Origin of the sequence: Microbacterium sp. AK009 (genome assembly GCF_013410955.1) — a bacterium.
In the GTDB taxonomy this organism is placed as follows: domain Bacteria; phylum Actinomycetota; class Actinomycetes; order Actinomycetales; family Microbacteriaceae; genus Microbacterium.
Genome location: NZ_JACCCG010000008.1, coordinates 57,333 through 69,656 on the forward strand (window position 1 = coordinate 57,333; position 12,324 = coordinate 69,656).

14 protein-coding genes are annotated in these 12,324 nt (G+C 69.6%); 9 read left to right on the forward strand and 5 right to left on the reverse strand.

The window, feature by feature from the left end; genetic code table 11:
* Window positions 1–2: 2 nt before the first annotated feature.
* The 4 genes from HDC37_RS16425 to HDC37_RS17455 are packed head-to-tail and all read right to left on the reverse strand — an operon-like array spanning window position 3 to window position 3,277.
* Window positions 3–1,595, reverse strand: coding sequence for a hypothetical protein (locus tag HDC37_RS16425; protein ID WP_179561468.1), 1,593 nt, complete (start codon window positions 1,593–1,595; stop codon window positions 3–5).
* A 2-nt stretch (window positions 1,596–1,597) separates the two neighbouring features.
* Window positions 1,598–2,317 (reverse strand): hypothetical protein, encoded by a 720-nt coding sequence (locus HDC37_RS16430; protein ID WP_179561469.1) that lies wholly within the window; start codon window positions 2,315–2,317, stop codon window positions 1,598–1,600.
* A gap of 22 nt (window positions 2,318–2,339) precedes the next feature.
* Window positions 2,340–2,630, reverse strand: a complete 291-nt coding sequence (locus tag HDC37_RS16435; RefSeq protein ID WP_179561470.1) for a TrbC/VirB2 family protein — start codon at window positions 2,628–2,630, stop codon at window positions 2,340–2,342.
* Between the two features lie 11 nt (window positions 2,631–2,641).
* Window positions 2,642–3,277 carry a DUF6668 family protein gene (locus HDC37_RS17455; RefSeq protein WP_306457580.1) on the reverse strand — a complete coding sequence of 212 codons (636 nt, stop codon included), beginning with the start codon at window positions 3,275–3,277 and terminating at the stop codon, window positions 2,642–2,644.
* A gap of 194 nt (window positions 3,278–3,471) precedes the next feature.
* On the opposite strand from HDC37_RS17455, the gene HDC37_RS16445 reads away from it, so the two are divergent.
* The 7 genes from HDC37_RS16445 (at window position 3,472) to HDC37_RS16475 (ending at window position 10,242) form a co-directional block, all read left to right on the forward strand.
* Complete coding sequence (locus tag HDC37_RS16445; RefSeq protein ID WP_179561472.1) at window positions 3,472–4,758, forward strand: cobalamin biosynthesis protein CobQ; 1,287 nt, start codon at window positions 3,472–3,474, stop codon at window positions 4,756–4,758.
* Window positions 4,755–5,261, forward strand: coding sequence for a hypothetical protein (locus HDC37_RS16450; protein ID WP_179561473.1), 507 nt, complete (start codon window positions 4,755–4,757; stop codon window positions 5,259–5,261). The genes HDC37_RS16445 and HDC37_RS16450 overlap by 4 nt, the downstream gene beginning before the upstream one ends.
* A 4-nt stretch (window positions 5,262–5,265) precedes the next feature.
* Entirely contained in the window at window positions 5,266–6,387 is a 1,122-nt protein-coding gene (locus tag HDC37_RS16455; RefSeq protein WP_179561474.1) for a M23 family metallopeptidase, read from the forward strand.
* Entirely contained in the window at window positions 6,387–7,232 is an 846-nt protein-coding gene (locus HDC37_RS16460) for an FHA domain-containing protein (protein WP_179561475.1), read from the forward strand. Before HDC37_RS16455 ends, HDC37_RS16460 begins: the two co-directional genes overlap by 1 nt.
* 116 nt (window positions 7,233–7,348) lie before the next feature.
* A complete protein-coding gene (locus HDC37_RS16465) occupies window positions 7,349–7,765 on the forward strand; it encodes a helix-turn-helix domain-containing protein (RefSeq protein ID WP_179561476.1) in 417 nt (138 codons plus the stop codon).
* 72 nt (window positions 7,766–7,837) lie between these two features.
* Window positions 7,838–8,095 (forward strand): hypothetical protein, encoded by a 258-nt coding sequence (locus HDC37_RS16470; RefSeq protein WP_179561477.1) that lies wholly within the window; start codon window positions 7,838–7,840, stop codon window positions 8,093–8,095.
* A 197-nt stretch (window positions 8,096–8,292) separates the two neighbouring features.
* A complete protein-coding gene (locus HDC37_RS16475) occupies window positions 8,293–10,242 on the forward strand; it encodes a hypothetical protein (RefSeq protein WP_179561478.1) in 1,950 nt (649 codons plus the stop codon).
* A 1-nt stretch (window position 10,243) separates the two neighbouring features.
* Here HDC37_RS16475 and HDC37_RS17345 read toward each other — a convergent pair whose 3' ends face one another.
* Window positions 10,244–10,372 carry a hypothetical protein gene (locus tag HDC37_RS17345; RefSeq protein ID WP_257021587.1) on the reverse strand — a complete coding sequence of 43 codons (129 nt, stop codon included), beginning with the start codon at window positions 10,370–10,372 and terminating at the stop codon, window positions 10,244–10,246.
* A gap of 269 nt (window positions 10,373–10,641) precedes the next feature.
* On the opposite strand from HDC37_RS17345, the gene HDC37_RS16480 reads away from it, so the two are divergent.
* Together HDC37_RS16480 and HDC37_RS16485 are read left to right on the forward strand one after the other, a co-directional pair.
* Entirely contained in the window at window positions 10,642–12,030 is a 1,389-nt protein-coding gene (locus HDC37_RS16480; RefSeq protein ID WP_179561479.1) for a ParB/RepB/Spo0J family partition protein, read from the forward strand.
* Window positions 12,031–12,078: 48 nt separating this feature from the next.
* Entirely contained in the window at window positions 12,079–12,291 is a 213-nt protein-coding gene (locus HDC37_RS16485) for a hypothetical protein (protein WP_179561480.1), read from the forward strand.
* Window positions 12,292–12,324 lie beyond the last annotated feature (33 nt).

Here is a 12,324-nt window from a genome sequence, read left to right on the forward strand (position 1 = left end):
GCCTACCGCGATCCGCTCGGGCCGCCGCCGGCCGAATCATCTGTCGCGGACTGCACTGCCCCCTTGGCCGTGTTCGCCGCGCCCTTCGCGACGTCGCCGGCGATCTTCGCGCCCAGCACGATCGGCGCGGCAGGCCCGGCCGCGGCGGCACCACCGGCGGTGGCGCCACCGGCAGCGGCGCCACCACCAGCAGCGGCACCACCGGCGGCAGCCCCCGCTCCGGCCCCGGCGCCGACCGGTGCCGCACGGCCCGCGGTGGCGGCAGCGCCGCCGCCTCCCGCGGTCCCGGCGCCGCTGGGCGCGCTCGTCGACCCGCCGCCACCGCCGGCGTACGACGCACCGCCGCCGGAGCTGGACGTGCGGCGGATCGCGCCGGTAGCCAGCTCACCGCCCACCGCGCCCGCGGCGCCGGCCACAGCCATGCCCGACATGCCTCCGCCTGCGACGGCGCTCGTCATCGGAGCGACGAAGCGCAGCAGCGCGGGAAGGGCGATGAGGGCCATGAGCATCAGCGCCATGCCGGTCAGGATCGACCAGAGGCCGCCGCCGTCGTCCTGGAACGCATCGGTCCCGACGAGCTGGAACGCGGCCGCGTAGATCAGCGCCGCGGCCGGCTTGTACAGGATGAACGCGAGGGTCCAGCCGACGATCCGGCCGAACCACTGCTTGCCCATCTGCGTGTTCGTGAAGCTCGCCGCCAGCGGGAGCACACCAGCCAGGATCACCAGCAAGCCGCCGCGGACCACCATGAGGGCGACCTGCACGAACACCATCAGCAACGCGATCGCGCCGAGGATCAGCACACCGATCAGCCCAATGGGCGACGACGTGCTCAGCGCGATCATCGCGGCCACGTTCGTGCCGAAGCACTGCGACTCCCCGCCAGCGGACACGTCGCAGTCCGTGGAGTTGTTCAACACCCACACGGAAAACGAATCGGCGGCGGTGACAGCGAGGGTCAGGATCGCCAGACCCGCACCCGAGACGACGATCAGAGTCAAGAGCGACTGGATCAGATCCTTGCCCGGCTGCGCGCGCTGCTCCCACGCCATGCGGATGCCGCCGACAATCACAGACAGCACCGCCAGGCCGCCGACGTAGTACCACAACGAATTCTGTAGAAACCCGACCGCCGAGGACGAGCCACCCGGCGCGCTCGAGCTAAGGATGCCGCCCACCAGCGCTGACGCCCCGGAAATCAGCATCACGGCGATGAACACCACACCGAGCGCGCCGAGGTTCCGCAGGCCCTCGCCGCGCCGCATCCGCAACGCCACCAGCGCGCCGAGCGCGATCAGCGACAAGACGGCGATCGCCAGGCCGATGTAGGTGACGTAGTTGAGGATCGTGGTGAACGCCTCGCTGCCCGGCGGCGTACCGCCGCCCGTAGTCGACCCGTCACCCGCGGTCAGGATAGGGGTGGGCACCGCGACCCACATGCTCCCCATGCTCGCGATCGCCTTACCGAAGCCCTCCATGACGCGATTCGTCAGCTCTTGAATCGCATCATTCGACGCCTGCGACACGACATCGCCAATGGCGTTGCCGCCCTTGCACACGAGGTCCCACCACTCGCAGTCAGGCTGTGTGGCCATGCTCAAGCTCCGGACCAGGGCGTGTAACCCCCGAGGTTTTGGATTTCTGCAGGAGACAACGGGAGCTCTCCCGCAGAGGTCATTTCGACCTTCCAGTCCCCCTCCGCCCAGACGAGCTTGAGCGGGACGCTTACGAGCTGGCCGCTGGAGTAGTTGAGGGCAAGGTCGACGGTGGCGTTGTCCGCCGAATAGGCCGCGATGTTGTAACCCGCGACCTGAGCCCGCAGATTCGACGTGTTTCCGTCCGAGGACTGACCTTCTAGCACGTCACGCCCAGGCCCAGGAGCGACAAGCTCGACGAGGCGCGGCCCGAGCGTAGCGTCGGTGCCGGTGGCCACGAAGTTGACGGCTGCGAAGAGCGCCCCCTCGGCGGTGTGGGCGAAACAGGAGCGGAAGCCGGCAGAGTCGACGTCTCCGGGACCGGACGCCGCGTCGACCGGAGCGGCCATAGTTCCGACGAGCTCCCACTCGTTCGACGGCGGCGTCGTGAGAGAGCTTGTCTCCTCGAAGCCCTCCAGGCCGCACACACTCGGATCGGCCGCGCTCGGGTCGGCCGACGACGAGGTGGTGGGCGCCGGCATCGGGTCCGCGTTGTTGTCGCCCCCACGCAAGAGGGGCGTGACGAGGACGATGATCGCAGCGAGAACGATCGCCCCAACGACGATCGCGGCGACGACGAAACCCCGCCTGCGGAAGGGGCTTGGCGACTCAGCGGTGCTCATAGGTCCGTCCCTCCTCGCGGAATTACGAGCCGGAGATGAATCCGACGAGAGCTGTGGCGGCGCCGATCACCATGACGCCGACGAGGATGGCCACGAACGTCTTGACGTGCTCGCCGCCCTCGCCGCGGCGAGAGTTGAACATGAACATGACCGCCACAGCGATCAGCGCAAGGATCGCGGCGATAAGACCTACCCACTTCGCCCAGCCGAGGATCGTCCCGACCGCCTCGAATCCAGGAGGGGCGACCGGATCGGGGTCAGGCAGTGCGGTGAGCACGTTGACGGCTTCGGCTGCAAGGAGCTGGAGCGACATGGTTCGTCCTTTCAGTTGTGAGCGAGGCCGCTCGGAGACAGTTGCAGATCCGCCAGCAGTGCACGGAGCTCTTTCGGGATCGGGGCAGCAAGGTCGACGGGACCAAGCCGCCAGGCGTCGACCCACGGCACCGTCCACACCCGAGGAACCCCGCCTGCGATGACCTGTTGCAGGTCACGCAGCGGCTTCGGCAGCCGACCAGGCGCATCCGCGATGAGGACCAGGCCGACCAGCTGCACGGCGTCGCCCAGCACACCCGAGGCCCACTCAGTCGCCGCGCGCTGCGCCGCGGTGAGGCCAGACCAGTTCGTGCGAGCCACGAGCGCGACACGGCTGGAGGTGCCAGGAGTCTCAGGCATCGGCCAGCCGTGCTGCGCCGGACGACTCCCGGCCGCGAGCGAAGCCAGGGTCGACTCGCCGGCACCGCCGTGCACCCCGAGCCACCACACCGTCGCCGGCCAGGCCTGCGACCATCGCGGCAGACGATCCGCCGTGTCCGGTGTCGGAACGCCCGGCTGAGGCGTTGCCGGGCCGGTGCGAGCCTGCCGGCGCGTCGCGGGAAGAACGGCCTCAGGCTCAGGATCCGGTGCTCGATCCGGACCGGTAAGCCAGGGGTTCGCGTTCGTCATGCTCGCTCCGCTCTGCATAGGACTAAACCCATCCTCAACTCGGCCTCCGTCATCCGGTTAGCTTTGTGACCCCCCTGTGGAGGAACGCCGCTTGCGACGTAATCCTACCCAGAACGCTCAAGAACCGTCGATTATCATTTCAAACCCCCCGGAATCGCGATACGTTGAGACCGCGGAAACCGCCCACCTCACACATACGAGAGAGGCACACCATGACTGACCCCGTGGCGACGTACCCCCGAATCGTGGCCGTGGTGGACACACCCACCGGCGGGACAGTCAGCATCGACGGCCGCACGACGCCCGTCGAGGGCGTCGACGAGCAAGCCGTCCGCAAGGAGATCCACGCTCTCGTCACCGCCACCGCGATCGAGCTGCAGCGCCCCGTCAGGCTCACGACGCGCGACTCGCTGGGCGAACAGCAGTTCGCCGTCCACCCGGACGGCCGGATGGAAGCTCTCACCCTCTTGGATGAAGCATCCGCCGTCGCCGCCCCCGCGACGCCGGCCGTCGACGAACCGCCCGCCTCAGCGCCAGCGGCGCCGATGACCCGCGCGGAGGCGAAGCGCCCCACCCTCGACGACTTTCTGAAGTCCAGGCCACCCGCACCAGTCGGGCCCGCCACGATGGGCTGGCAGGCCGTGGTGCGCCGTCTCACCGCCGGCCTCGTCTCGCCCCGCCCGAGCGAGTTCGAGCTCGCCCACCGCTCCGCGATCGAGCGCGTACAGCGGTCCCTCCGCGGACCTCGAACCGTCGTCGTCATCAACCCGAAGGGCGGCGCCCACAAGACCACCGCCACCCTCCTGCTCGCCGCCACCTTCGGCACCCACCGCGGCGGCTCCACCCTGGCCTGGGACAACAACGAGACGCGCGGCACGCTCGGATGGAGAGCGCAGCCCGCGCGGCATCAGAACACCGCGGTCGATCTGCTCCGCGACCTCGACCGCTTCAACGACGTCCGCAACGCCCGCGTCGGGGACCTCGACAACTACACGCGCCTGCAAGGGTCGACGCAGTTCGACGTGCTCGCATCCGACGAGGACGCGGCCGCCTCGAGCACCATCGACGCGGCAGCGTTCAACGAGCTGCACGCGACCCTCAGCCGGTTCTACCGGGTGATCGTCGTCGACACCGGCAACAATATGCGCGCCTCCAACTGGGAAGCGGCCGTCGCCGCAGCCGACCAGCTCGTCATCGTCTCCACCGTCCGCGAGGACACGGCGGCATCCGCCGCCTGGCTCGTCGACGGGCTCACCGAGAAGGGCCACGAGGCCAAGGTCCGCCAGGCCGTCACCGTGCTCGCGTCTCCGGCCAAAGTGGCAGACCCGCAGCTGCACGATCGCCTCCACAGCCACTTCAACAGCCTCACGCGCGCCGTCCTCGACGTCCCGCACGATCCCGCCCTCGTCGACGGCGGCACGCTCAACTTCGACGCCCTCAGCGCCGAAACCCGCGAGGCATGGCTGCAAGTGACCGCGACCGTAGCGGACGGGCTGTGAACCGCGCCGCCGCGGCCCTCGTGCCGCTCCTGACAGCGCTCACCCTCGCCGGATGCGTCGGCACCGCCGACGGGCCAGGGACGCCCGCGCCCAGCAGCTCACCGACCGCCGCCTCCACCAACCCCGCCAACCCCACGCCTCCCGTCGACAACGCCACCGCCGACCCCGTGCCGGAGGCCGGCACAGACAGCCAGGCAGCCGCGATGGACACCGCCGAGAAGGCCGTCGCGGCGTTCGCCCGCCCCGACCTCAGCTACAACGAGTGGATCAACGGCCTCTACCCGTACCTCACCCAGACGGGTGCCGCCGCCTATGAGGACACCGACCCCGCCCGGGTCCCGGTGCGCCAGGTCACCGGCGCAGGCACGATCCTGCCCGCGTCGACGGAGGTCGCGCTGATCGTCCAAGTACCCACCGACGCCGGCCCGTACAACGTCAGCCTGAGCCGCCCCAGCCCGGACGCGGCATGGCTGGCCGATCGGATCCGCCCCGCAGAGGGATAGCGGCATGGCAGAAGGAAAGTCGACTGCCGGCGTGCTCATCGTGGCAACGCCGCTCGTCGTCGTCGCCAGCATCTTCGCCCTCGTGCTCCTGTTCATGACCGCGGGCGGCTCGGCCGCCGCATGCAGCGGCGACGCCGGAACCGTCGACCCCACGAAAGTGCCCACCGAGCCCGTGGCCGGCTACTCCGGTGAACAACTCACCAACGCCGCGCTCATCATGAACGCGGCCGTCCCCCTCGGCCTCGACCGGCAGGCGCAGGTCATCGGCGTGATGACCGCGATGGGCGAGAGCTCGCTGCGCAACATCGGCTACGGCGACGACATCAACGGCGTCACCAACCCGGACGGCACCCCCACGTGCTCCCTCGGGCTGTTCCAGCAGCAGTGGTGCCTCGGCAGCTGGGGCACCCGCGACCAGGTGATGGACCCCACCTACGCCGCCACGCAGTTCTTCACCCGCCTCGCCGCGCTCCCCGACTGGCAGACCCTCGAACCCACCATCGCCGCTCACAAGGTGCAGCGCAACGCCGACCCGTACCACTACGAGAAGTTCTTCGACGCCGCGAACCAGGTCGTCACCGCGATCGCCGGCGACGCCGCCAGCGGCGGCGGATGCGCCGGCAACGGCAGCATCGTCTACCCGCTCGGACCCGGCTTCAACATGACCGACGACTATGGGCCCCGCGTAATCGACATCCCGGGCGCCTCGACCTGGCACCCCGCTGTCGATCTCCAGCACTGGCCCAACAACTGCAAGGACCAGATCTACTCCATCAGCGACGGCACCGTGACCTACATCGGAGGCATCCAGCTCACGATCAAATCGCCAGATGGCTGGAGCGCGTCCTACCTCCACATGAAGCTCTCCGACATCTCCGTCGCCGTAGGCGACACCGTGACCGCCGGCCAACCGATCGCGCTCACCGGCAACGAGGGACCATCCGGCGGATGCCACCTCGACCTGCGCATCAACAAGGAGGGCACCACCGACCCCGCGATCGCCAGCCTCAAGGCCGGCGAGGACCTCGGCGGCCCCCCGACGTCCTACGGCTTCGTGAACCCCGAGGAGTTCTACCAAGCCTTCGGCATGGTGCTCTGCCAGCCCGAATCCTGCCGGAGGCCCTGATGAGCGCACCGGTCCCCGCCTACCCCGTCGTGTACGTCGACGTCGCACCGAACGGCAGCGCCCACGTCAACGTCGCGGGCCGACACGAGCACTTCGACGCCGCCCCCAGCGACATCACCCGCCGCGCGGTCACCGAGTACGCCACGGCGGTCGCGGCCGAGCTGCACCGGCCGCTGCGCATGCAGATCACCGACCCGGACGGAAAGTGGCTCGTCGCCGTGCACCCCAACGGGACCGTCACCGACCTGGCCGAGGAGGCGGCCGAGAAGGCCCGGCGGCCGCGCAAGCAGGCCGTCACCGTGCCCGCGACCGCAGCTGCCACAGGTCGAGGGGTGATCGGCCCACCGCCGATCACCCCGCCCGCTCCAGCCGTCTACCAGCCGCCACCGCGACCGGCCGAGCCGATCGCGGCACCGCCGACACCTGTCGACCCCGACCTCGAGCACACACGCCTCGCTCAACGGCCGACACCACGGCGGCCGGCCGCACCGACCGCGACCCTCCGATTCAGCACGGGCGACGTCGCCCACGTCAGCGGCGCCGCCCTGATCGGCCGACGACCCGCCGCCGACGACGGCGAGGACGTCGACCTGCTCGTCAGCGTCAACGACGAGTCCCGGATGCTCTCCCGCACCCACCTACGCATCGAATGGCACGACGGCGCCCTCTGGGCCACCGACCGCGCCTCCTCCAACGGAACCACCATCGAACGACCCGGCACCGCGGCGCTGGAGCTCACGCCGTGGCAGCCGCTCCAGCTGCACGACCAGGACATCGCCGTGATCGGTGACGTCCGCCTCACCGTCTCCCTCGTCAACGATGACCAGGAGGTGTCCCCCAGATGACCGACAACCCGCGCGATACTGAGAGCGTCACCTCACCTGGCCGCGCCGCTTCACTAGGTGACTCAGCTAGGAAACACTCCGAACCCGAACGGAGCCCACATGAAACCCCCGAGCCGGTGAGCGAAGAGGACTACTGGTCGCAGTACCCCGACACGCTGACCACCGCCGACGTGGCCAAGATCATCCGCACCGGTGCGCCAGCCGTCCGAGCGCGCCTGCGCGACGGCACGATCCCCGGACACCGGATCGCTGACTCCTGGATCATCTTCAAAGCCGAGATACGCGCCTGGCTCGCCGCGACGAGCAACCGCCCCCGCCCCAGCGAGCCCGTCGATGTGCTCGCCGGCTACCCCGACGAACTCAACTACCGCGACCTCATGCAGCTGTTCCGGGTCAAGTACAAGGGCACCATCTACATCTGGCTCGAACAGGGCCACATCCCCGGCTCCTTCGTCGGAGGCCGCTGGATCGTCCACAAGTGGCAGCTACGCGAACGACTGGACGAATGCAGCAACCAGCGCCTTTCGTCCTAGCACCCCAGCGAAACTGATCGACACGCCGCCGCGGTACCCGAGCATTATGCATACTCTCGCCAGGATGGGGCCATGAGTGATTTCGGGCGGCGCGCACGGCGCGCCAATGACGCGCCCACCGTCCTCCTCCAGGGCCGCGTGTCGCCAACCGCGCGTGATGACGTCCGGGAGGCCGCTGAAGCCTCTGGCGTCACCATGTCGTACTACTTGGAAGCCCTCATCAACAAGCTCGTCGACGAAAACGGGTCTATGCCGCTCGTTGACCGTCCCTCGCGTGACCGCGCGAATCAGCTCGACATCCCCCAGGAGGCCAGCACAGCTGCCGCTTAAACGAAAGAGCCCGCCGTTACCGGCGGGCTCCTCAAGGATTCGTAGCTCTGAGTCCCTCGTCGCCAAACATGTGACTTCGAGCTAAGTAACACCATCCGAGCCGGTGAAGCCGGAGGCTTCGTCGTTCCCAGAAGGAGTTGCGACTGACTATACCAAGCACTAGCGCTAGCGCCAGGCTTTCTGTCGCAGATACCCGCGTGTCGGACTTCGATGCGGCCGTCGCGTGGGCCCTCACGCGTGCCCTGAGCCCGCGCGATCGCGTTCGCGCGGCCGCGCAGCTTGCGTCCGGCGAGATCCTGAACGAGTACGACCACGAGTGGTCGATCAACGAGCTCCCCCCGCACACGCCCTGGGCGATGTATCTCGCCGGCGACGACCGACGCTACGCATACGTCTGCTTCGACTTCGACAGCTCCCGCGGCAACGCCCCCTACGACGCCGCCCGCCTCTCCCACTGGCTCGATGAGCTCAACATCGCGCACCTGGTGTGCGCGTCCGGCCCCACCGGCGGCCGACACGTCTGGATCGGCCTGGCCGAATCCGCCGACGCCGACCTCGTACGCACTCTCGCGCTGCTCACCGCGCAGCTGCTCCCCTCGCTCGACCCCACTCCCCTGGCCAACCCGGCCACGGGCTGTGTGAGGCCGCCCGGGGCCCCCCACCGCCTCGGCGGTGTATCCGTGGCCCAAGGGCCGCTCACAGCCCTCACCAACTGCACCGTCCCCGCCGACGCGATCACCGACCTCACCGCGTTCCTCATCGACGCCGGCGCCGAACTCCCCTCCCCGACCCTCGGCCTCCTCCGAGGCATGACCGTCGACGACGACGGCCACCCCTACATTGCGGGCCCGAAACGCCCGCTCACTCCCCGCGTGGACGCGATGCTCCACACCGAGCCGGGAGAGGACACCTCCTACACCCTCGCAGCCGTTCTCGCCGGCTGCGCACACTCCCGCTGGCGCTACGCCGACGTCCTCGCCGTCGTCGACGAGCCCGCGTTCGAACACGTGCGCACCCTCCGCGGCCGGCACGGCGGCGACCGCATCCCCCGCACCGAACGCGGCCGCATCCGCGCCCTCGACGCCGCATGGAACAACGCCGTCCGCTACGTCGCCGCGCACCCTCTCAATGGCACCGGCGACGACACCAACTACGCCGCCCGCTCGAACACCGCCCTGGCGGCCGTAGAACGCGCCCAGGAGCGCGCGAACGCCATGCCAGGCCTGTGGGGGGCGGACCGGGCGTCATCGGCCGCACGGCGCAGCACAGGGACGCACAGCACCCGTGCCGTCCTCGACGCCCTCTGCCTCTACATCGCCCAATCGGCGCAGCTCGTCGTCGAAGCCGACGTGCGCCGCCTCTCGGCCGACACCGGCTACGGACGCACCACCGTCCACACCGCGCTCCAGACCCTCACCCGGCCCCTCGTCGACGAGGACCCCGAGTCGGCCTGGATCGTCCGCGTCGGGGAACCCGAGGCCCCCCACGGGCAGCGCTACCGACTCTCCCAGCGGTTCTCCACAGGCTCAGACGACCGGGACCGGACACAAGTGCCTGCACGCCCCCAGGCTCCCACCCTCCCCCTCAACCGCACCTACTGGACGACACGACTCAGCCGCGAGCTCCAACCGCTCGCGCACGACACGTTCGCTGCACCGCGCAGCCTGGGCCGCACTACGGGACTGGTGTTCAAGCACCTTGCGGTCGACGCGCATTCGACCGTCGACGACCTGGTGCAGCGAACTGGTCTGGACGGCGCCCGCGTGCGGACCGCGCTGCACCGCCTCCGGTCCCATCGTCTCGCACGCCGTGGCGGTCCCGGCTGGAGCCGAGGCGACGACACGGCCCTCGACCGGGCCGCCGACGAGCTCGACGTCGCCGGCTACCTCGATCACCGCCGTACCCGGTACGGCGCCGAGCGCGGTCGCTGGGAGTGGTGGAACGCCGAGCTGACCTGGATGCGCAAGCCCAACAAGAAGCGCCGCGGTCGACGAGCTTCCAGCGGTGTCGCCCTGTTCGCTCAGAACGATCGTCCCGACTACGCCCGCTACCCGCGAGGCCCTGACGGCCGCGGCGACCACCGCGAAGCGCTCAATCTCGTGCGAGCCGGTGTGCTCTCCCCCGCCGTCGCACTCGACGCGGCCTGAATCACCCGATCCGCACCAGCCGGCACCCGGGGCACTCCCACGCCACATGCCGGCCGAACTCGACCGGGACCAGCTGCACCAGGCACGCTGCGCACGTCGGAGAGAGATCCAGTTCCTCGTCGACGTCCACCGCCACAGCGTAGATCTGCGCTCGAGCGCGGAAGGGTGCTCGAGCCCACTCGGTGGAGGAGCCGCTGCGCGGCGCAGCCCCAACCTTGTCCGTCTGCCTGGCCGCCGAATCGTAGTTCGCTCCGCGGCTGCCGTGCCGGGCTTTCGCGGCATATCCTCCCTCGCTGCGCTCAGTCCGGTATTCCACGACCCGCACTCTCGCCGCTCCCGCTCTCAAACGATCCTCTTGCCAGACAGGCGGGCAAAACAGTTGATCGGAGAGAGAAGATCATGACCGACACCACCACCCACACCGGGACCGTCGAGCACATCGACCCGCACGCCCTCGTGATCGAGGCCAACGTCAGGCCCAGCGCCCCGCTGACGGCCGCATTCGTACAGAGCATCCGGGAGAACGGCGTCCTGACGCCCGTGCTCGCCCGACGCGACGAGAACGGCAACGTCCTCGTCCGTGCAGGACAGCGACGCACCCTCGCGGCCCGAGAAGCAGGCGCGACGACGATCCCCGTCTACATCGTCGACGCCGACGAAGCCACCGCCGAACGGATCATCCAGCAGATGGTCGAGAACGACCAGCGCGAAGCCCTCACTGACGGCGACCGAGCCGCCGCGTTCCAGCAACTCGCGTTCGAGGGCATGAGCGTCACCGCGATCGCCAAGCGCACCGCCACCAAGCCCAAGGACGTCAAGACCGCCCTCGCCGTGGCCGAAAACGCGGTCGCGGCATCCGCGATCCACGAGCACCCGCTGACCCTCGACCAGGCCGCGGTGCTCATCGAGTTCGACGACGACGCCACACGGGCACAACTGATCGAGGTCGCCACCAGCAACCCGGCCCAGTTCACCCACGCCGCCCAGCGCGCCCGCGACGAGCGAACCCGTGCCAAGGTCAAGGCCGACGCCGAAGCGGACCTGACCGCCCGCGGATACACGATCCTCGACCACGAGGTCTACTACGGCGACTCCGGCCACACCAACATCCGCGAGCTGCGCACCCAGGACGGTGAGCGGGTGAACGTCGAGGACATCGAGAGCGTCGACGGGCGCGCCGCGTACGTCCGCGTGCCGTGGAACGGCGACGCCCAGGTGGTCTACTACCTCAGTGACCCCAAGGCGGCCGGATTTCGCAAGGAGGGCGCATCGGCGGCCGGGCCGATGACCGACGAGCAGAAGGCTGAACGTCGGACCCTGATCGCCAACAACAAGGCGTGGGCCTCCGCCGAGGTCGTGCGCCGCGAATGGCTCACCACCCTCCTGTCCCGCAAGACGCTCCCCAAGGACGCCGCCGCGGTGGTCGCCACGGGGCTGACCGTGCACCGGCAGGCCGTCAGCCTCGCCACCCGCGACGGCAACACTCTCGCGCACGAACTCCTCGGCATCGACCGCGGCGGGTACTGGGAGGCCGACAAGCTCGCCGCACTCGTTGAGCAGACCCCCGGCAAGGCGCAGCACGTCGCCCTCGCGGTCGTGCTCGGCGCGATCGAGAACGTCACCAGCAAGCAGACCTGGCGACACCCCTCCCCCACCGACCGGGCCTACTTCACCCAGCTCGCCGCGTGGGGATACGGACTCAGCGAGGTCGAGCAGATCGTCACCACCGCGAACGAGGACACCACGGCGGACTACGCCGAGGACTTCGACGACACCGACGACGAGTGACCCACCGGAGGGGGCCGCACAGGCCCCCTCCCCTCACCCGGAGGCACCATGCTCACCCTCACCACCCCCGAAGGCCACCGCTTCACCGCCGACACCGACGTGCGCCTGGCCGGCCTGTGGGCCGACGCGCAGCTCGGCCCCGGCTGGGACACCCACCTCGCCCCGTTCGACGAGCACACCGTCATGAACGACATGATCGACGAGATACACGCGATCCAGGACGGCGAAATCCCCGGCTACACCATCACCACCAGCCACTAGGACGGCATCCGGCCCCCGCTCCGCGACCGCCGG